A 20,237-nucleotide genomic window follows, 5' to 3' on the forward strand; every position below is an offset into this window, starting at 1 on the left:
AAAGGGCGGGATATGGCCCTGTCCCGATGCTCAGCCGGTTCGTCCTTGCCGTCCTCCTGACCCTGGTCGGACTGTCGCCCGCCATGGCCGGGGCGGACGATATCGCCGCGACCGCGCGCGGCGTGGTGCGGGTCGTCACCATCGCGATGGTCGACGATCAGGTGGCCGGGTTCGGCCATGGCTCGGGCTTCGCGGTCGCACCCAACCGCATCGTCACCAATGCCCATGTCGTCGAACTGGCCGAACGTTATCCCGACAATGTCGTCATCGGCGTCGTGCCGTCGGAGGGCAGCAAATCCTATCAGGGCCGGGTCATCGCCTATGACTCGCGCCGCGACCTGGCCCTGATCGAGGTCAGCGAGGCGAAGCTGCCGCCCGTCGCCCTGTTCACCGGTCCCGTGACCGAGGGGGATCAGGTCATCGCGCTCGGCTATCCCGGCAATGTAGACCTGGCGACGGCGCAGTCGGCGGCGGACTATATCCGCCCGCTGTCGCCCGTCCGGTCGCAGGGCGTCGCTTCGGGCCGTCGGGCGCTGACGGGGATCGAGGTGCTGCTGCACACCGCCAGCATCGCGCGGGGCAATTCGGGCGGGCCGCTGCTCGACCCGTGCGGGCGGGTGATCGGGGTCAATTCGGCGCTGACCCGCGCCGATGACGGCGATTCGACCTTCGGCTTCGCGATCGCCGATACCGAGCTGATGGCGTTCCTGCGCGAGGCGAAACAGCCCTATGCCTCGGTCGGCGTGCCCTGCACCTCGATCGAGGAGCGGCTGCGCGAGGACAGTGCGGCGGATGCCCGCGCGGTGGTCGAGGCCGCCGCCGCCAAGCGCGAGGCGGCCAATGCGGCGGCGCTGCGCCGCGAGGAGGCGCTGAACGTCGCGCGCGGCCAGGCCGAGCGGCTGCGCGAGAATGCGATGGCGGTGGCGGCTTTGCTGCTGGTCGGCGGCGCGCTGGCGGTCGGTGGTGCCGGGCTGCTGGAGTCGCGCGGGTCGCGGCGGGCGGCGATCTGGACCGTGTCGGCGGGCGGCATCGCGATCGTCGCGGCGGTGGTCGTGTTCCTGCTGCGCCCCTCCGCCGAGATTCAGCTGCCGCGCGAGACCATGGCGACGACTCCCGGCACCGGCGCACCCGGCACGGCGATCGGCCCGATGATCTGCACGCTGATCCCCGATCGCAGCCGGATCACCGTCTCCTCGACCGCAGAGACGCGGCTGGACTGGGGCGCGAAGGGCTGTGCCGATGGCCAGGTCCAGTATCTGGAGGGCGAGGGCGGCTGGCAGCGGATCATCGTGCCCGAGGACGAGCCGACCGTGACCGTCGCCCGCTTCGATCCGGTCACGCGCACCTATACCCAGACCCGCTATATGTTGCCCGCCGCCACGATGGATGCGATCCGCAAGCTGCACCAGCCCAGCACGCCGAACGCCTGCGTGAAGACCGACAAGGCGCTCCAGAATCTGGAGGGCGAACAGGCCCAGATCCGCCAGCAACTGCCGCCGCTGCCCAACGAAAAGCTGGTTTATAGCTGCCGCTCGGCCCGCTGAGTGCCAGGGCGGGATAGCATCCATCCCGGCCCTCTTTCTCCCCTGGACAGGGGGGAGGGTTGGCGGAGCTTGCCAGCCTGCTGGCTAGACCGTGATGACATGAGATGGACTCACCCCTCCCCTTCAGGGGAGGGGCCGGGGGTGGGGCACCTCCGCAAGCACGCCGTCTGTGGCGAGGCCCCACCCCAACCCCTCCCCTGAAGGGGAGGGGCTCGGCTTGGTTCAACGCAATGTAATCACGGTCTAGCGCAGCTTGGGTGAGGGGTCGAGCGAGCCATCAGCTTGCGCGCTCCGCGCTCCACCCCTCGCCCAGCTCCGACTAAGTCTTTGCTTTCGCAGAGACCAAGTCTGCGCAACCCTCTCCCCTCATGGCGGGGAGAGGGAAAGGGGACGTATATGACTGCCGATAGGGCTGAAGAGGCTTGCGCCGCCGCCACCGTTTCGACGACATAACGACCCTGATCGACGCGGCTTGGGAGGGCCGGAGATGACCAAGGGGGCAAGGAGCGCGCGCCGCTGGATGGCGGCCGCGATGATGACGTGTCTGGGCCTGTTGGCGGCGACGCCCGCCCAGGCCGAATGGCGCGAGGCACGGGCGAGGCATTTCATCCTCTATGGCAATATGTCCGAAGAGGCGATCCGCGCCATGGCGACGCGGCTCGAGCAGTTCGACGGTGCGCTGCGCTATCTCTACGGCAAGCCCGAGGTCGACGGGCAGGAGAGCAATCCGGTCACCGTCTATGTCCTGCCCACCGTGTCGGCGGTGCGGCGGCTCTATGGCAAGGGCGGCGACCATATCGCCGGTTTCTACCAGGGCCGGGTTTCGGGCTCGGTCGCCTTCACGCCGATGCGGAGTGACGAAGAGGGGCCCAATGCGCTCCAGCCGCAACAGGTGCTGTTCCACGAATATGCCCATCATTTCCTGCTCGGCAATTCACAGGTCGCCTATCCGGCCTGGTATTCCGAAGGTGCGGCGGAGTTCGTCAGCACCGCGCGATTCGAGCGCGAGGGGATCATGCTCGGCGTCGCGGCCCAGCATCGCGCCTATGGTCTGCTCGACTCGGCCAAGCTGCCGATCGAGACGCTGTTCGATTCGTCGCGGCGTAAGCTGGACGCGATGGAAACAGAACAGGTCTATGGCCGGGGCTGGCTGCTGACCCATTATCTGATGTTCGATGCGACGCGGGTAGCGAATTTCAACCGCTATCTGATCCTGCTCAATCAGGGGAAGCCCAGTATCGATGCAGGCAACGAGGCGTTCGGATCGCTCAAACAGCTGGATCGCGAGCTAGGTCGCTATCTGGGCCAAAGCAAGATTCCCGGCATGCTCGTCCGGTTCGAGCGGCTGCCCAAGACCGATGTGTCCGTTCGCGTGCTGAGCGCGGGCGAACAGGCGATGATCCCGTCCCGGATGCAGTCGGATCGTGGCGTCGATCGCAAGACGGCGGGCGAGGTCTATGCACGAGCCTCGGTCGTGGCGGCGGCCTTTCCGCAGGACGCGGTCGCGCAGGGCTGGTTCGCCGAAATGGCCTATGACGCGGGCCAGGATCAGGCGGCCGAGGCAGCGGCGGATCGGGCGCTGGCGGTGAAGCCCGACCTGCAACAGGCGCTGCTCTACAAGGGGTTGCTCCATCTGCGTCGCGTCGCCAGCGACAAGAGCAAGGACCCGGCGCGGTGGAACGAGGCGCGCAGCTGGATCATCCGCGCCAACCGCGCCGATCCCAACGCGGCCGAGCCGCTGGCGGTCTTCTACAGCAGCTTCCGTATGGCGGGCGAACGTCCGCGCGAATCGGCGGTGAGCGGGCTGGAACGGGCCTTCGAGCTGGTGCCGCAGGATCAGGGGCTGCGCTTCATGCTGGCCAGCCAGGAGATTGCGGCCGGGCAGATCGACCAGGCGAAGCGCACGCTGCGCCCGCTTGCCTATGATCCCCATGCGCGACCCGACAACCCGGCGGCGACGTTGCTGGCGCTGCTCGACAGCGGCAATCAGGATGCGGTGAAGGCCGCGCTGGCGGCAATGACGGGGGACGACAAAAAGGAGTAGCGGGCCCCGATATATCCCTCCCCTTGCAGGGGAGGAGTGGAGAAATCTCGCTGTTATATCAAAGAGTGTGCGGCCAGCAGGGCGCGGGACACGGCTTCGATGAAGGCGGTCCGCCGCGCGGGCTCGGCCAGCAGCGGGTCGGGAATGTCGGTGGCCACAACGATCCGGGTGATGCGGTCGCATGTGGTCGAGGCCGCCGAGCGGATATCGGCGGCGGGCAGCGCCCGGACCAGCGCCTGTTCGTCCTCCTCGAAGGCGATCCGGGCGATGCCCCGGTCGGTCGTGGCGACCAGCAGCGGCCCCATCGGCGAAGGCGCGATGGTCCAGCCGACGCTCACCCCTTCGCCGCCGCGCCGCCATTGTCCCGGCGCCATGCCCAGCCGCTGGTCGCTGTCCGCATAGAAACGGCTGGGGGCGGCATAGCCCGCCTCGTACAGCGCGGCGGTGATGCTGGGTTCGGCGGCCAGCGCCTGTGCGGCACGGGCCGAGCGACGTGCCCTGGCATAAGCGGCGGGCGTCACCCCGGTCGCGCGCTTGAACAGCCGGTGGAAATGATGCGGGGTATAGCCGACCTGCGCCGCCAGCGTTTCGAGCGACGGCGGGGCTTCCGCCGCCTCGATCAGGGCGATCGCCGCCGCCACCGCCTGCCGGTCGCGCGTCACGGCATCGGGCAGGCAGCGCAGGCAGGCGCGGAAGCCTTCCGCACGGGCGGCCTGTGGACTGTCCAGGAACCGGACATGCTCGCGTCTGGGGCGCCGGGCCGCGCAACTCGGGCGGCAGTAGATGCCCGTCGTCTTCACCGCGACGACGAACCGGCCGTCGGAGGACCGGTCGCGCGCTACGAAGGCGGCCCAGGCGGTGTCTTCGTCGATGGCGTCGCAGGCAGGGGCGGGCGGGGTGTCGGTCATGGCCGGACGATTGTGGCAAAATCCATTGTGGCTTTCATCCCACGGCTTGCGGCCAAAGCTCTCACGCTTGCGTCACCAACCTGTCATAACATGTGCCACGCAGCTTGCATCCAAAGGTTCCCGATGCTAACCGCCCGCCAACCCATCGGAGGCGCGTTTTTCGCGCCCCGTTCCCCATGGGGCCAACCCGTTCGTTGTTCGAGGAATTCGCATCCGTGGAGATGTCCGGCGGTACTATAAGCGGCACAGGCGGCATCCAGGCGAGCCTGGGTGGACGTTATGCGCTCGCGCTGTTCGAAACGGCTGAACAGGGCCGTTCGATCGACACGATCGAGGCGAGCCTCGTGACCCTTCGCGACGCGCTGGCCGCCGATAAGGATCTGGTCGCGCTGACCAAGAGCCCGGTCGTGGCGCGCGGGGCTGCCGTCAAGGCGATCCTGGCGGTCGCCGATACGCTGGGCCTCGACGGGGTGACCAAGAATTTCCTCGGCGTCCTCGCCGAGAATCGGCGCCTCTCGGCGCTGCCGCAGATCATCCGTGCCTTCCGCCAGCTGGCCAGCCGCCATCGCGGCGAGGTCGCGGCCGAAGTGACGAGCGCCCACCCGCTGACGGAAGGACAGGTCGCCGAGCTGAAGCACCAGCTGCGCACCCGCGTCGGCCGCGAGGTGTCGGTCGACCTGTCGGTCGATCCCGACCTGCTCGGCGGGCTTGTCGTCCGCATCGGTTCCCAGATGATCGATAGCTCGATCCGCACCCGTTTGAATGCGCTCGCCAGCGCGATGAAAGGCTGACGTTCCCATGGATATCCGCGCCGCAGAAATCTCCAAGGTCATCAAGGACCAGATCGCCAATTTCGGCACCGAGGCCCAGGTCAGCGAGACCGGTCAGGTGTTGAGCGTCGGTGACGGCATCGCGCGCATCTACGGCCTCGACAATGTCCAGGCGGGCGAGATGGTCGAGTTCGCCAATGGCGTGCAGGGCATGGCCCTCAACCTCGAAGCCGACAATGTCGGCGTCGTGATCTTCGGCTCGGACGCCGAGATCAAGGAAGGCGACACCGTCAAGCGCACCGGCACCATCGTCGACGTGCCGGTCGGCCGTGGCCTGCTGGGCCGCGTCGTGGACGGTCTGGGCAACCCGATCGACGGCAAGGGCCCGATCGAGGCGACCGAGCGTCGCCGCGTCGAGGTGAAGGCACCGGGCATCATCCCGCGCAAGGGCGTGCATGAGCCGGTGCAGACCGGCCTGAAGGCGATCGACGCCCTGGTCCCCGTCGGCCGTGGCCAGCGCGAGCTGATCATCGGCGACCGCCAGACCGGCAAGTCGGCCGTCGCGATCGACGCCTTCATCAACCAGAAGACGGTCAACGCCGGCACCGACGAGTCGAAGAAGCTCTACTGCATCTACGTCGCCGTGGGTCAGAAGCGCTCGACCGTGGCGCAGCTGGTCAAGACGCTCGAAGAGAATGGCGCGATGGAATATTCCATCGTCGTCGCCGCGACCGCGTCGGAGCCCGCCCCGCTTCAGTTCCTCGCGCCCTACACCGGCACCGCGATGGGCGAATATTTCCGCGACAACGCGATGCACGCGCTGATCGTGTTCGACGATTTGTCGAAGCAGGCCGTCGCGTACCGCCAGATGTCGCTGCTGCTGCGCCGTCCGCCGGGCCGTGAAGCGTATCCGGGCGACGTCTTCTATCTGCACAGCCGTCTGCTGGAGCGTGCGGCCAAGATGAACGACGCCAACGGCGCCGGTTCGCTGACCGCGCTGCCGATCATCGAGACCCAGGCGGGCGACGTGTCGGCCTATATCCCGACCAACGTGATCTCGATCACCGACGGCCAGATCTTCCTCGAAACCGACCTGTTCTTCGCGGGCATCCGCCCGGCGATCAACGTCGGTCTGTCGGTCAGCCGCGTCGGCTCGGCCGCGCAGACCAAGGCGATGAAGAAGGTCTCGGGCTCGATCAAGCTGGAGCTGGCCCAGTATCGCGAAATGGCCGCCTTCGCGCAGTTCGGCTCGGACCTCGACGCCTCGACGCAGAAGCTGCTGAACCGCGGTGCGCGCCTGACCGAGCTGCTCAAGCAGCCGCAATTCTCGCCGCTGCCCTTCGAAGAGCAGACCGCGTCGATCTTCGCGGGCACCAACGGCTATATCGACAACGTGCCGGTGGCGCAGGTCGTCCGCTACGAAGCGGCGATGCTCGCCTATCTGCGCAACGATCACGCCGATGTGCTGGCGATGATCCGCGACACCAAGGATCTGGGCGACGAGGCCAAGGGCAAGCTCAAGGCCGCGCTCGACCAGTTCGCGAAGATCTTCGCGTAAGACGGCATGTAAGCCCTCTCTCCTCCGGGGAGAGGGTTGGGTGAGGGGCGCCACATAGGCCGTCTCATCCGTGGCAGCCCCTCACCCCGGCCCTCTCCCCAGTGGGGAGAGGGAGAAGAAGGACTAAGATGGCGTCCCTCAAGGCCCTCAAGATCCGGATCAACTCGGTCAAGTCGACCCAGAAGATCACCAAGGCGATGAAGATGGTCGCCGCCGCCAAGCTGCGCCGGGCGCAGGACGCGGCGCAGAACGGCCGTCCCTATGCCGAGCGTCTCGAAGCGGTGATGGCCGGTATGGCCGCGCGCGTCGGTGGCGTCGGTGCGTCGCCGCTGCTGGCGGGCACCGGCAAGGACGATGTCCAGCTGCTGGTCGTCGCCACCTCGGAGCGTGGTCTGGCGGGTGCGTTCAACACCAACATCGTCCGCGCCGCGCGCCGCAAGGCCGAAGAGCTGACCGCGCAGGGCAAGACGGTGAAGTTCTACCTCGCGGGCAAGAAGGGGCGCGTGCTGAAGCGCTTCTTCCCGAACGCGATCCTCGCCGATCACGACATGAGCGCGATCAAGGCGCCCAAGTTCGACGACGCCCGCGAAATCGCCGACGACCTGATCGCGCGGTTCGAGCGCGGCGAATTCGACGTGGCGCATCTGTTCTACTCGAAGTTCGTCTCGGCACTGGTGCAGGACCCCGTCTCGCAGCAGCTGATCCCCGTGCCAATGCCCGCGCCCAGCAAGGGCGAGACGTCGGTCGAGGCGGTCGCCGAGTTCGAACCGAGCGAGGAAGATATCCTCGACGCGCTGCTGCCGCGTAACGTCGCGGTGCAGATCTTCGGCGCGCTGCTGGAAAACCAGGCCGGTTTCTACGGTTCGCAGATGAACGCGATGGACAATGCCACGCGCAACGCGGGCGACATGATCCGCCGTCTGTCGATCCAGTATAACCGGACTCGTCAGGCCGCGATCACCACCGAGCTGGTCGAGATCATCTCGGGCGCCGAGGCGCTCTGATGCGTCTTGCGCTCCTTCTGGGCCTGACGGTCGCTCTGGCCGGATGCGGCCAGGCGTCCGACCAGCCGAAGGACGCGCCCAAGGCTTCGCCGACGCCGTTCGTGAAGGGCGGCTGGGCGACCGTGTTCGGCCATGCGCCCGAGACGGTCAGCCTGCTCGACCGGATGGGCTTTCGCATGAGCGGTTACGCACCCGTCCAGGGTGTGCACCGCGCGATCGCCCAAGCCACCCCGATGGCAGATCCGTCGGTGTCGCCGGTCAATATGGGCAATCTGATCGTCGAGGGCGACGCAGCGCGGCTGAACGAAGTTCGCTTCTCGCTCGACCTCGTCAATCTCGAGACCAGCCCGTTCGCCAAGACGCAGTTCATCCGCTGGGTGACCAAGCCGATGGATCAGCTGGGTCTGGACGGCAAGGATGCGGTCACGGCCGCGATCCAGAATGAAAGCGCCACCACCGGCCACCTGACCGGCGCCGATTACCGTGTTACCCGTGACAAGATCGACGGTGGCCGCCGTCTGGTCGTAATCTTTACCCGCCCCGAAGCCCGCCCCGAAGCGATTTCGGGCTCTACCGAACCAAGGAAGCAATGATGGCAACCGCCGCTGAGGACATCCGGCCGACCACGGCCACCAACAATGTCGGCACGATCGCCCAGGTCATCGGCGCGGTCGTCGACGTTCACTTCCCCGATCACCTGCCCGCGATTCTGTCGGCGCTCGAGACGGACAATAACGGCACCCGTCTGGTGCTCGAAGTCGCACAGCATCTGGGCGAGAACACCGTCCGCACGATCGCGATGGACACGACCGAGGGTCTGACCCGCGGCCAGACCGTGACCGACACCGGCGCGCAGATCCGCGTGCCCGTCGGCCCGGCGACGCTCGGCCGCATCCTGAACGTCGTCGGCGAGCCGATCGACGAGCGTGGCCCGGTCGCCACCGACCTGCGCGCGCCGATCCACGCCAAGGCGCCCGAGTTCATCGAGCAGTCGACCGAGAGCGCGATCCTGGTCACCGGCATCAAGGTCATCGACCTTCTCGCTCCCTATGCCAAGGGCGGCAAGATCGGCCTGTTCGGCGGCGCGGGCGTCGGCAAGACGGTTCTGATTCAGGAACTGATCAACAACATCGCCAAGGGCCATGGCGGCACCTCGGTATTCGCGGGCGTCGGTGAGCGCACCCGTGAGGGCAACGACCTGTATCACGAATTCCTCGACGCGGGCGTGATCGCCAAGGACGCCGAGGGCAACGCGATCAGCGAGGGCTCGAAGGTCGCGCTGGTGTACGGCCAGATGAACGAGCCGCCGGGCGCCCGCGCTCGCGTCGCGCTGTCGGGTCTGACCATCGCGGAATATTTCCGCGACCAGGAAGGCCAGGACGTGCTGTTCTTCGTCGACAACATCTTCCGCTTCACCCAGGCGGGTGCGGAAGTGTCGGCGCTGCTGGGCCGTATTCCGTCGGCCGTGGGCTATCAGCCGACCCTGTCGACCGACATGGGCGCGCTGCAGGAGCGCATCACCTCGACCAACAAGGGTTCGATCACCTCGGTTCAGGCCGTGTACGTGCCCGCCGACGACTTGACCGACCCGGCGCCGGCCACCTCGTTCGCCCACCTGGACGCGACGACCGTGCTCAACCGCGCCATCTCGGAGCTGGGCATCTACCCGGCCGTCGACCCGCTCGACTCGACCAGCCGCGTGCTCGAGCCGCGCATCGTCGGCCAGGAGCATTATGAGACGGCGCGTGCGGTCCAGTCGCTGCTCCAGCGCTACAAGGCGCTGCAGGACATCATCGCGATCCTGGGCATGGACGAGCTGTCCGAAGAGGACAAGCTGACCGTCCAGCGCGCCCGCAAGATCCAGCGCTTCCTGTCGCAGCCCTTCCACGTCGCGGAAGTCTTCACCGGCATCTCGGGCAAGTTCGTCCAGATCGAAGACACGATCCGTTCGTTCAAGGCGGTGGTCGACGGCGAGTATGACCACCTGCCGGAAGCGGCCTTCTACATGGTCGGCGGCATCGACGAAGCCGTCGCCAAGGCCGAGAAGCTGGCGCAGGAAGCCTGATGTCCGCGCCGCGCCGCGAGGACGCGGTCAACGATGTCTGTCCCTGGTCGGGTAAGCCGATCAGCGACGACGGGTTGACGGTCTATCGCGGCGCGGTGGTCGGCTTCTGCAATCCTGGTTGCCGGGACAAGTTCGACGCGGCCATCGCCGCGTTCGACCGCGCGATTGAAACGAGACCCTGACATGCTGCACTTCGAACTCGTGACCCCCGAAAAGCTTCTCCGCTCGGAGGAGGTGCATATGGTGGTCGTCCCCGGCACCGAGGGCGATTTCGGCGTGCTGGAGGGCCATGCGCCCTTCATGTCGACCATTCGCGACGGCGCGATCCAGGTCTACCGCACCGAAAAGGGCGAGCCGGAATCGATCCAGATCCGTGGTGGCTTCGCCGAGGTGGGGCCGAAGGGCCTGACCGTTCTGGCGGAGCATGCGGGGTAAGGCTTTTCGCCTTTCCACCGGGTTTTGAAACGGTCGCGGCGCAAGCTGCGGCCGTTTTTCTTTGGGGTGAGAGCGGGGCGGGGTGTGGCCCCAAGCACGCCCCTTCCGCAGGCGGGAGGGGATGGGGGAGGGAAAGCCGCAAGCGACGGTCTCGGTGAGACTTCATGCCCTCCCCCAACCCCTCCCGCCTGCGGGAGGGGAGTAAGAAGGGAGACGTATTTGCGGCGCGAAAGGGAAATGCACCTCAGCGGTCACAAAAAGCTGTACGGATCCACATCCACCGCGACCCGCACCTTGGCCGACCATTCCAGCCCGCCCAGCCATTCGCGAATGACATCCTGCACCGCCAGCGCCCGCCTGGCGTGGACGAGCAGCCGAAAGCGATGCCGCCCGCGCAGCATGGCGAGCGGCGCAGGCGCGGGGCCGAAGACATGCATCCCGTCCACCTTCGGGGCTGCGCGCGCGATCATATTGGCCGACGATTGGGCCGCGCCCTGATCCTCCGAGGACACGATGATCGCGGCATAGCGGCCGAAGGGCGGTGCATCCGCATCGCGGCGCGCCTCGGTCTCGGCCGTATAGAAGGCCTCGGCATCGCCCGTCACCAGCGCCTGCATCACTTGCGCCTTGGGGCTGTGCGTCTGGATGAAGACATGCCCCGGCTTGACCCCGCGCCCGGCACGCCCCGACACCTGCCGGATCTGCTGGAAGGTCCGTTCCGCCGCGCGCAGGTCGCCGCCGTCCAGCCCCAGGTCGGCGTCGATCACACCCACCAAGGTCAGGTTGGGGAAGTGATAGCCCTTGGTGATCAGCTGGGTACCGACGACGATATCGATATCCCCCGCCTCCATTCGCCCGACGAACTCGGCCGCCTTGGCGGGGGACCAGATGGTGTCGGAGGTGACGACGGCGATCTTCGCCTCGGGAAACAGCGCCGTCGCCTCGTCGGCGATCCGCTCGACGCCCGGGCCGCAGGCGACCAGCGTGTCCTCGCCGTCGCATTCGGGGCAGGCGCGCGGCGTGGGCAGGACATGGCCGCAATGATGGCAGGCCAGCCGCCGGACCAGCCGGTGCTCGACCATCCAGGCGGTGCAGTTGGGGCACTGAAACCGATGCCCACAGGTCCGGCACAAGGTCAGCGGGGCATAGCCGCGCCGATTGAGATAGAGCAGCGACTGTTCGCGCTTCTCCAGCACGTCCTTCATCGCCGCGACCAGCTTGGGCGCGATCCAGCGGCCCCGCTCGGGCGGGTTCTGGATCAGGTCGATCGCCTCGATCGTCGGCATCTGCGCCGGGCCGAAGCGGCCGGGCAGCTTGACCTCGGTATAGCGGCCCAGCGCGACCTGCTGCCGTGTTTCGATGGCGGGGGTGGCCGACGCCAGGATGACCGGGCACGGCTCGAACTTGCCACGCATCACCGCCACGTCGCGGGCGTGATAATGAACGCCGTCTTCCTGCTTGAAGCTGGTCTCATGCGCCTCGTCGACGACGATCAGCCCGAGATTGCGATAGGGCAGGAACAAGGCCGAGCGCGCGCCGACCGTCACCAGCCCCTGGCCGCTGGCGATGGCCCGCCAAGCGCGGCGTCGCTGCGACGAGCGCAGGCCCGAATGCCACGCCACCGGCTCGCAGCCGAAGCGGTCGTGGAAACGCTTGAGGAACGGCTCGGTCAGCGCGATCTCAGGAAGCAGGACCAGCACCTGCCGCCCCTCGGCGATCGCCTGCGCCACCGCCTCGAAATACACCTCGGTCTTGCCCGATCCGGTGACGCCATCGAGCAGCGCCGGCTGGAAACTATGCGCGGTGACGCCCGCGACCAAAATGTCCGCCGCCGCGCGCTGGTCCTCGGACAGGGCCGGGCGGTGATGGTCGGGATCGGGCAGGGGGAAGGGGCTGTCGATATCGACCTCGACGCCTTCGATCGCGCCGTTCTTCACCAGCCCCCGGATGACCGCGTCGGAGACGTCGGCCATCGTCGCCAGCTCCCGGATCAGACCCTGGCGGTCGCCGATCCGCTCCAGCGCCTGCGCCCGCTGCGGGGTCAGGCGGTCGGGGACATGGCCGGTGACGCGATATTCGGTGACAGTCCGCGCGCCTTCCAGCGCCGAGGTGGACGAAAGGGCCATCCGCACCACCGCGGCGGGCGGCGCGAGATAATAGTCCGCCGTCCACTCGATCAGCCGCCGCAGCGCATCGGGCAGGGGCGGCGCATCCGCGACGCCCAGCAGCGGGCGCAGGCGATTGTCACCGACCTCGGCATCGGACGGCATCCGCTCCGGCTCCCACACCACGCCGAGCAGTTGGCGGGGACCCAGCGGCGCGACGACGATCGACCCCGGCTCGACCGTCATCCCGTGCGGCACACGATAGTCGAGGGGGCCGAGCGCGGAGTTCAGGACAAGGACGCGGGCGCGCGAAGACATGGACCCGCTATATGGGGCGGTGTGGCCCGGAGGGAAGGGCCGGTGCTACGCGGTCCAGGGCGGATCGACATTTGAAGACATGTACTTCCCTCGCCCCTCGCAGAGCGGAGAGGGTTGCGCAGACTTGGTCTTTGCGCGAGCAAAGGCCTAGTCGGAGCTGGGTGAGGGGTGGGCGCTCACGACGTGAGCGCGCGAGCCGAAGGCTCGCTCAACCCCTCACCCAAGCTGCGCTAGCCAGTAAACTGGCAAGCTCCGCTAACCCTCTCCCCTGTCCAGGGGAGAGGGGAGGATAAAACAAGACGCGTGCCGATTTGACCTAACCCGCCCGCCGCCGGTCGCCGCGTCGGCGTTCGCCCACCCGGTCGCGCTTGGCGCCGTAGAGGCGGCTGTCGGCATGGTGCATGAAATCGCGGTTGGTCCGGCAATCCTCGGGTCGCAGCGTCACCGCGACCGTGCCCGCACAACTCATGGTCAGCTTGTCGATGGTGATCGTGATGGTCAGCAACGCCTCGATCCGCGCGCGAAGGGCGTCGATATCGGTCAGCAGCACCGGATCACGGACGATCAGCCCGAACTCGTCGCCGCCCAGCCGCGCGACGAAGCTGCCGTCCAGCCAGTCGGAGTGCAGTCGCTGGCCGACGATGCGCAGCACCTCATCGCCCGCCGGATGACCCAGCGTGTCGTTGATGAGCTTGAAGCCGTCCAGGTCGATCAGGACCAGCGCCAACGGCTCGCCCTGGCCGGCGGACTCCGCGATCGCCGCCTCCAGCGTCCGGTCGAAGGCGGCGCGGTTGGCGAGCAGGGTCAGCGCGTCGGTGTCGGCATTGCGGCGCAGCTGGGTTTCCAGCGCGTGGCGCTCGGTCACGTCCTGGAACATGCCGACCAGCCCCTGCGGCTCGCCGTCCAGCATCTCGCGCTCGCCCATCACCCGGACCCGTCGCTTGCGACCCAATGCAGTGATGAAGTCCAGCTCGATGTCGAACGGATCGCCGGTCCGCACCGTCTGCGCGATGGTATTGCGCAGCACCTCGCGCGCGGCGGGCGGGTAATAGGACAAGCCCTGGTCGACCGTGAACGGCTGGCCCGGGTTCAGCTCGTGAATGCGGTATACCCCCTCGGACCACATGGCCTGGCCATCCGCCAGCACGATCCGCCACGATCCGATCATGGCCAGCCGCTCGACCTGGCGGACGGTGCGGTCCTTGGCGCGCAGATCCGCGGCCTGTCGCTCGCTGAGTTCGGCCATGGCGTTGGCGCGTCGGGCGATGGCCCGCGCGGCGATCAGCGCCTCGGCCAGCCGAGCCAGATGGCGCAACGTCTGTTCCCCCGCCGGGCTGAGCGAACGCGGCGCGGCGTCCATGACACAGAGCGAGCCGATCGCCTGAGGCGAGCCGTCCAGATCGGGCACGCGGATCGGCATGCCGGCATAGAAACGCGTTCCCGCCTCGCCCGTCACGAACGGATTAGCCGCGAAACGCGGATCGCGGCTGAGGTCGGGGACGACCGTCACGTCGCTCGACTGGATGGTATGATCGCAAAAGGCGACGTCGCGCGGCATCTGCCGGGGCAGGTTGCCGATCGCCGACTTGACCCAGAAGCGGTCCCGGTCCGCCAGGGTCAGCGCCGCCACCGGGCAACCGAGCATGTCGGCGGCCAGCGAGACGAGTGCGTCGAACTCCGCCTCCGGCTCGCTGTCGAGCAGCGCATGCGCCTGGAGCGTGGCCAGGCGGCGTTCCTCGTCGAACGGCGCGGGGATGGTAAGGGGGGCTTCCATCATGATGTGCGAACCATAACCGAAAGAGTTTTCAGAACCTTAAAAATGGACGGAAGCATAAGAAATTATTCGGCTTTTTGTGCGATCGAAGTTACAGAACGCGACCGGCCGAACCGGGGATGGGGTGGATGACGCATTTGTCACACTGTGGTCACCCCGGGGTATCCCGCCGGGCTGTAGCCCTTTGCCCCACGGAGTTCGCAGAGCTCGGCACCCGATACTCCCGGGGGTGCCGTCGCGACCGGCGGGAAGAGCGCTTCCCGCCGGTCTTTCCTTGGCGGCAGCAGCGGTGAGCCGGGATCGAGCGACCCCGAGATGACGCCGCAATGATGAATGTCGCCCAATGACGGAGCAGACGAGCCGATGAGCCGCAAAATCCTGATCGTCGAAGATGACGCCTCGACCGCCGCCTATGTCGCCAAGGGGCTGGCCGAGGCGGGTTATGCCGTCGAGCAATGCGGGGACGGCCGCGACGGCCTGTTCCTGGCGAGCGAGGGCATATTCGACCTCATCATCGCCGACCGGATGCTGCCGCGCCTGGACGGGCTGGCAATGGTCAGCGCGATCCGCGCCGCAGGTATCTCGACGCCGGTGCTCGTGCTCTCGGCGCTTGCCACGGTCGACGACCGGGTCGACGGGCTGAAGGCGGGCGCGGACGATTACCTCTGCAAGCCCTTTTCCTTCGCCGAGCTGTCGGCGCGGATCGAGGCGCTGGTCCGCCGCTCCGACCGCGCCGCGTCCGAGCCGACCCGCACCAAGCTGAGCGTCGGGGACCTGGAGATCGACCTGCTGGCGCGCACCGTGACGCGGGCGGGCAAGATCATCCCGGTGGGCGCGCGCGAGTTCAACCTCCTGGAGTTCCTGGCGCGTCATGCGGGCCAGGTCGTCACCCGCACCATGATGCTGGAGAAGATCTGGAACTATCATTTCGACCCAGGATCGAACGTGGTCGACGTCCATATCGGGCGGCTGCGTCGCAAGCTGGAGGAGGGTTTCGGCAGCCCGATCCTGCATACCGTGCGCGGCGCGGGCTATAGGCTGGCCGTCGAAGGGTGAAACCCCGGCTGACGATCTCGGCGCGGATCGCGCTGCTGTCGATCATCCTTGCGCTGGTGTCCAATCTGGCGCTGGTCGGCTTCATCTGGAAACAGACCAGCGCGGATGCGGTGGCGGCGCTTCACCGCGAGATCGTCGAACAGGCCGATGCCCTGCGCGCCGTGTGGCGGACCGGGGCGCTGCCCGCCCTCGCCGATGCGATCAAGGAAGCGCGCGAGCCGGGCGACGTGTCGCTGGTGCTGGCGATCTTCGATCCGCAGGGGCACCGGATCGCGGGCTATGCGCCGCGTCATCTGGCCGTGCCGCTCGCCGACACGCCGTTCCGCATCGCGGTGCTGGGCCGCGACGGCGTGTGGAACGCGCGCGAGGCGGGCTATACGCTCCATCCCATCGGCAAGGACTGGCTATTGGTCGGGCGTCCGCTCGACCTGATCGAGGCGCAGCAGGTGGCGATTGAGCGCGCGCTGGCGCTGGCGGTGTTCCTGTCGCTGATGCTGGGGGTGGGCACCGGGCTGGTGCTGGCGCGCTATGTCACGGGGCGGCTCAATACCATCGTCGCGGTGATCGATGCGGCGGGCGAGGGTGACCTGACCCGCCGCGTGCGATTGGTCCGCGACGGCAATGACGAAGGGGATGCCTTCGACCGGTTGGCCGAGCGGCTGAATGCGATGCTCGGCAAGATCGAGCAGCTGATGGCCGAGCTGCGCGTCGTCACCGACAGCCTGGCGCACGACCTGCGCTCGCCGCTCGCCCGCCTGCGCACCAAGACCGAGCAGGCGGTGCTGATCGCCGACCCGGCGCAGCGCGAGGCGGCGCTGGGCGGTCTGCTGGTCGAGACCGACCTCATCATGCGGATGCTGACCATGGTGATCGAGATCAGCCGATCCGAGTCGGTGACGCGCGACCGCTTCACCCTGGCCTCGCCGGTCGAGCTGGTCGAGGAGATCGGCGAACTCTACGCCCCGGTCGCCGAGGAGGCGGGATTGCGCTTCCTGATCGACGTGGAGGCGCGCCCTGCGCCCTTGCCGCTGCACCGCGAGCTGATGAGCCAGGCTCTGTCCAACCTCATCGACAACGCCCTGAAGCACGGCGCGTCGGGCGGTGAAGTGACGCTGCGGCTGCGCGAAGGGGCGGAGGGGATCATCTTCCAGGTCGAGGATCACGGTCCCGGCATTGCCGAGGCGGACCGGGCGCAGGCGCTGAAACGCTTCGGACGACTCGACGCCGCCCGTACGACGCCGGGGGCGGGGCTGGGCATGGCGCTGATCGAGGCGGTGGCACGGTTGCATGGCGGACGATTCGATCTGGCCGACAATGCGCCCGGCCTGATTGCGCGGCTGGTGATTCCATAAGCTGTTCCTCCCCTTGCAGGGGAGGAATTACTATGACTTGCCCCGCTGCCTCAGCGCTTTACACCCCGGCCCATGGACACGCTTTCCCTATTCGGCCTGCTCGCCGTTTCCTTCACCCTGGTCTGCTATGCGATGGAATCGGGGTCGCATTGGTGGACGCTGGGCTTCTGCCTGGGGTGCGTCGCGGGGTCGGCCTATGGCTTTCTTCAGGGCGCCTGGCCGTTCGGCGTCGTCGAGATCGTGTGGGCGATCGTGTCCTTCCGCCGCTGGCTGACGCTCAAGAGGCTGCAATCGGCGAAGTTTGTGGAACCGATCGCTTGACAGGGTGTTGCGCGGGGCCTAACTGACCGTCCTTCCAACACCCCCGGTTGAACGACGCGCGCGTTACGTGCGTCGCCATTCCGCGTGGCGGAACCATCGCGTTGAGATGGAGCATGTGCGGCCATGCCATGCTCCGTGGAGCTAGGAGAACAAGTTTCATGGCACGTATTGCGGGTGTCAACCTCCCGACCAACAAGCGCGTATTGATCGCGCTGACCTATATCCACGGCATCGGTCCGGCCAAGGCGAAGCAGATCACTGCCAAGCTGAACATCGCCGCTGATCGTCGCGTCCAGGACCTTTCGGACCAGGAAGTGCTGCAGATCCGTGAGACCATCGACGCCGATCACACGGTGGAAGGCGATCTGCGTCGCGAAACCGCGATGAACATCAAGCGCCTGATGGACCTGGCCTGCTATCGCGGCCTGCGTCACCGCAAGGGCCTGCCGGTCCGCGGCCAGCGCACGCACACCAATGCGCGCACCCGCAAGGGCAAGGCGAAGCCGATCGCAGGCAAGAAGAAGTAATTCGTCCGGGGGACGAATTACTCCGCCGGAGGCAGGCTTGTGGCTGACCGCCCGCCGCTCTCCGTATCAGGATACTAGGTCAGGACTTTCATCCAATGGCACGTGAACCGCAGCGCATTCGCCGTCGCGAGCGCAAGAACATCACCGCCGGCGTCGCCCATGTGAACGCCAGCTTCAACAACACCATGATCACCATCACCGATGCCCAGGGCAACGCCATTTCGTGGTCGTCGGCCGGCATGATGGGCTTCAAGGGCTCGCGCAAGTCGACCCCGTATGCGGCGCAGGTCGCAGCGGAAGACGCGGGCAAGAAGGCCGCCGAGCACGGCGTCCGCACCCTGGAAGTCGAAGTGAAGGGTCCGGGTTCGGGCCGCGAGTCGGCGCTGCGCGCGCTGCAGGCGGTCGGTTTCCAGATCTCCTCGATCCGCGACGTCACCTCGATCCCGCACAACGGCGTGCGGCCTTCCAAGCGTCGCCGCGTCTGATGCTTCCCATGGCCGGCTGACGAGTCGGCCATGCCTCTCTCCATGGCTGGAACCGTCCCCGTTCCGGCCCACAACTCAGGGGAACCACGTGTCTGTCAACGCAAAGAACTGGCAGGAACTGAAGAAGCCCAACGCGCTCGAGAAAAAGGGCGGCGATGGCAAGCGGAAGGCGACGTTCGTTGCCGAACCGCTGGAGCGTGGCTTCGGCCTGACGCTGGGCAACGCGCTTCGCCGCGTGCTCCTGTCGTCGCTCCAGGGCGCGGCGGTGACCTCGATCAAGATCGAGAACGTGCTGCACGAGTTCTCGTCGCTCGCCGGTGTGCGTGAAGACGTCACCGACATCGTGCTGAACGTCAAGCAGCTCGCGATCCGCATGCAGGGCGAAGGTCCCAAGCGTCTCCAGCTGTCGGCGACCGGTCCCGCCACCGTCAAGGCCGGCGACATCGCCGTGTCGGGCGACATTGAGGTCATGAACAAGGACCTGGTGATCTGCCATCTCGACGAAGGCGCGACGTTCAACATGGAACTGACCGCCGACATCGGTAAGGGCTATGTCCCAGCCGCGTCGAACCGTCCGGCCGATGCGCCGATCGGTCTGATCCCGGTCGATGCGCTCTACTCGCCGGTCCGTCAGGTGTCGTACAAGGTCGATCCGACCCGCGTCGGCCAGGACCTGGACTATGACAAGCTGACGCTCTCGATCGAGACCGACGGCACCGTCACCCCGGAAGACGCCGTGGCCTATGCCGCGCGCATCCTCCAGGACCAGCTGGCGCTGTTCGTGCACTTCGACGACTCGGCGCTCACCCGTGCGGCCCCCGTGGGCCAGGCGGCGATCCCCGCCGCCGGTGGCGAGCCGCAGAGCGACGCGCAGCAGATCAACCGTTACCTTCTCAAGAAGGTCGACGAGCTGGAACTGTCGGTGCGTTCGGCGAACTGCCTCAAGAACGACAACATCATCTATATCGGCGATCTGGTCGGCAAGACCGAAGCCGAGATGCTGCGCACCCCGAATTTCGGCCGCAAGTCGCTGAACGAAATCAAGGAAGTGCTGTCGTCCATGGGTCTGCGCCTGGGCATGGAAATCCCCGGCTGGCCGCCCGAGAATATCGAGGAAATGGCCAAGAAGCTGGAACAGGAGATCATGGGCTGAGCCGCACGCGGATAGCGACGCTATCCGCGATACGGCGCAAGCCCGGCCGGCGGGTCGCCCACGGGCGACCCGTTCGACGTCAGGATCGCGGCTTTGCCGTGATCCGGTCCCGACGGCCCGGTCCCTCCACCATCGCTTCGCGACGGTTCCCCTCCCCATCGGTGATGGGAAGGATTTGAGATAGGCGAAGGTGACGGCCTCGACGGTCACCGGCTCTGGGGTTCCGTGACACGGCCCCTTAACGAACGAAGGAACTACCCATGCGTCATCGCGTCGGCGGCCGTAAGCTGCAGCGTACCTCGGCTCATCGTACCGCGCTTTTCCGCAACATGTCGGCCGCGCTCATCAAGCACGAGCAGATCACCACCACCGTCGCCAAGGCGAAGGAACTGCGTCCCTACGTCGAAAAGCTGGTGACCCTGGCGAAGAAGGGCGGTCTCTCGAACCGTCGTCTGGCCCATGCCCGCCTGCTCGACGACGCGCAGTTGGTGAAGCTGTTCGACGTTCTGGCGTCGCGCTATGCCGATCGTAACGGCGGCTATACCCGCATCATCAAGGCCGGCATCCGCGCGTCGGACGCCTCGCCGATGGCGATCATCGAGTTCGTCGACCGCGACGTCTCGGCGAAGGGACAGGATTCGGGTCCGGTCATGAACGAGGAAGATTTCGACGAAGCCGCGTAATCTACGCGCTTCTCGAAGACCTTCGAGGAAGGGCCGCTCCAGCGATGGGGCGGCCCTTTTTCGTATTTGTCCGACGCCCTCCCGCAAGCGCGCTCTCCCTCCCGCAGGCGGGAGGGGGCCGGGGGGGAGGGCAGG

At 67.1% G+C, this 20,237-nt stretch carries 19 protein-coding genes; 16 read left to right on the forward strand and 3 right to left on the reverse strand.

The window, feature by feature from the left end; translation table 11 throughout:
• Positions 1-26 precede the first annotated feature (26 nt).
• Both ACQR50_RS03035 and ACQR50_RS03040 read left to right on the forward strand, forming a co-directional pair.
• On the forward strand, positions 27-1,544 hold the full coding sequence (locus tag ACQR50_RS03035) for a S1C family serine protease (RefSeq protein ID WP_428969740.1): 1,518 nt from the start codon (positions 27-29) through the stop codon (positions 1,542-1,544).
• A gap of 487 nt (positions 1,545-2,031) precedes the next feature.
• The gene (locus ACQR50_RS03040; protein ID WP_428969741.1) at positions 2,032-3,588 is read left to right on the forward strand and encodes a hypothetical protein; all 1,557 of its coding nucleotides are present in this window, start codon (positions 2,032-2,034) and stop codon (positions 3,586-3,588) included.
• A 53-nt stretch (positions 3,589-3,641) separates the two neighbouring features.
• Here ACQR50_RS03040 and ACQR50_RS03045 read toward each other — a convergent pair whose 3' ends face one another.
• Positions 3,642-4,496 (reverse strand): bifunctional transcriptional activator/DNA repair enzyme AdaA, encoded by an 855-nt coding sequence (locus tag ACQR50_RS03045; protein WP_428969742.1) that lies wholly within the window; start codon positions 4,494-4,496, stop codon positions 3,642-3,644.
• A gap of 221 nt (positions 4,497-4,717) precedes the next feature.
• On the opposite strand from ACQR50_RS03045, the gene ACQR50_RS03050 reads away from it, so the two are divergent.
• The 7 genes from ACQR50_RS03050 to ACQR50_RS03080 all read left to right on the forward strand — a co-directional run bounded on the left by ACQR50_RS03050 (position 4,718) and on the right by ACQR50_RS03080 (position 10,328).
• On the forward strand, positions 4,718-5,287 hold the full coding sequence (locus ACQR50_RS03050; RefSeq protein ID WP_428970630.1) for a F0F1 ATP synthase subunit delta: 570 nt from the start codon (positions 4,718-4,720) through the stop codon (positions 5,285-5,287).
• A 7-nt stretch (positions 5,288-5,294) separates the two neighbouring features.
• Entirely contained in the window at positions 5,295-6,824 is a 1,530-nt protein-coding gene (gene atpA / locus ACQR50_RS03055; protein ID WP_056430575.1) for a F0F1 ATP synthase subunit alpha, read from the forward strand.
• A 128-nt stretch (positions 6,825-6,952) separates the two neighbouring features.
• Positions 6,953-7,828 carry a F0F1 ATP synthase subunit gamma gene (locus ACQR50_RS03060; RefSeq protein WP_428969743.1) on the forward strand — a complete coding sequence of 292 codons (876 nt, stop codon included), beginning with the start codon at positions 6,953-6,955 and terminating at the stop codon, positions 7,826-7,828.
• Positions 7,828-8,421 carry a hypothetical protein gene (locus ACQR50_RS03065; protein WP_428969744.1) on the forward strand — a complete coding sequence of 198 codons (594 nt, stop codon included), beginning with the start codon at positions 7,828-7,830 and terminating at the stop codon, positions 8,419-8,421. Before ACQR50_RS03060 ends, ACQR50_RS03065 begins: the two co-directional genes overlap by 1 nt.
• Positions 8,421-9,893, forward strand: a complete 1,473-nt coding sequence (gene atpD, locus ACQR50_RS03070; protein ID WP_056431330.1) for a F0F1 ATP synthase subunit beta — start codon at positions 8,421-8,423, stop codon at positions 9,891-9,893. The genes ACQR50_RS03065 and atpD overlap by 1 nt, the downstream gene beginning before the upstream one ends.
• Entirely contained in the window at positions 9,893-10,075 is a 183-nt protein-coding gene (locus tag ACQR50_RS03075; protein ID WP_058718239.1) for a hypothetical protein, read from the forward strand. The genes atpD and ACQR50_RS03075 overlap by 1 nt, the downstream gene beginning before the upstream one ends.
• A 1-nt stretch (position 10,076) precedes the next feature.
• Positions 10,077-10,328, forward strand: coding sequence for an ATP synthase F1 subunit epsilon (locus ACQR50_RS03080; RefSeq protein ID WP_058746267.1), 252 nt, complete (start codon positions 10,077-10,079; stop codon positions 10,326-10,328).
• Positions 10,329-10,579: 251 nt separating this feature from the next.
• Here ACQR50_RS03080 and ACQR50_RS03085 read toward each other — a convergent pair whose 3' ends face one another.
• Complete coding sequence (locus ACQR50_RS03085; protein WP_428969745.1) at positions 10,580-12,751, reverse strand: primosomal protein N'; 2,172 nt, start codon at positions 12,749-12,751, stop codon at positions 10,580-10,582.
• 316 nt (positions 12,752-13,067) lie between these two features.
• On the reverse strand, positions 13,068-14,528 hold the full coding sequence (locus tag ACQR50_RS03090) for a diguanylate cyclase domain-containing protein (RefSeq protein WP_428969746.1): 1,461 nt from the start codon (positions 14,526-14,528) through the stop codon (positions 13,068-13,070).
• A 360-nt stretch (positions 14,529-14,888) separates the two neighbouring features.
• Here ACQR50_RS03090 and ACQR50_RS03095 point away from each other — a divergent pair, with 360 nt between their 5' ends.
• The 7 genes from ACQR50_RS03095 to rplQ all read left to right on the forward strand — a co-directional run bounded on the left by ACQR50_RS03095 (position 14,889) and on the right by rplQ (position 20,102).
• Complete coding sequence (locus tag ACQR50_RS03095; RefSeq protein WP_056431327.1) at positions 14,889-15,581, forward strand: response regulator transcription factor; 693 nt, start codon at positions 14,889-14,891, stop codon at positions 15,579-15,581.
• On the forward strand, positions 15,578-16,933 hold the full coding sequence (locus ACQR50_RS03100; RefSeq protein ID WP_428969747.1) for an ATP-binding protein: 1,356 nt from the start codon (positions 15,578-15,580) through the stop codon (positions 16,931-16,933). Before ACQR50_RS03095 ends, ACQR50_RS03100 begins: the two co-directional genes overlap by 4 nt.
• 72 nt (positions 16,934-17,005) lie before the next feature.
• Complete coding sequence (locus ACQR50_RS03105; protein ID WP_428969748.1) at positions 17,006-17,254, forward strand: hypothetical protein; 249 nt, start codon at positions 17,006-17,008, stop codon at positions 17,252-17,254.
• Positions 17,255-17,412: 158 nt separating this feature from the next.
• Complete coding sequence (rpsM, locus tag ACQR50_RS03110; RefSeq protein ID WP_042486395.1) at positions 17,413-17,781, forward strand: 30S ribosomal protein S13; 369 nt, start codon at positions 17,413-17,415, stop codon at positions 17,779-17,781.
• Between the two features lie 95 nt (positions 17,782-17,876).
• The gene (rpsK, locus tag ACQR50_RS03115; protein WP_042486392.1) at positions 17,877-18,266 is read left to right on the forward strand and encodes a 30S ribosomal protein S11; all 390 of its coding nucleotides are present in this window, start codon (positions 17,877-17,879) and stop codon (positions 18,264-18,266) included.
• Between the two features lie 88 nt (positions 18,267-18,354).
• Entirely contained in the window at positions 18,355-19,419 is a 1,065-nt protein-coding gene (locus ACQR50_RS03120) for a DNA-directed RNA polymerase subunit alpha (RefSeq protein WP_056430549.1), read from the forward strand.
• Positions 19,420-19,679: 260 nt separating this feature from the next.
• A complete protein-coding gene (gene rplQ, locus ACQR50_RS03125) occupies positions 19,680-20,102 on the forward strand; it encodes a 50S ribosomal protein L17 (RefSeq protein ID WP_056430546.1) in 423 nt (140 codons plus the stop codon).
• Positions 20,103-20,237: the final 135 nt, after the last annotated feature.

The organism is Sphingomonas sp. Xoc002, from assembly GCF_050408055.1.
In the GTDB taxonomy this organism is placed as follows: domain Bacteria; phylum Pseudomonadota; class Alphaproteobacteria; order Sphingomonadales; family Sphingomonadaceae; genus Sphingomonas; species Sphingomonas yabuuchiae.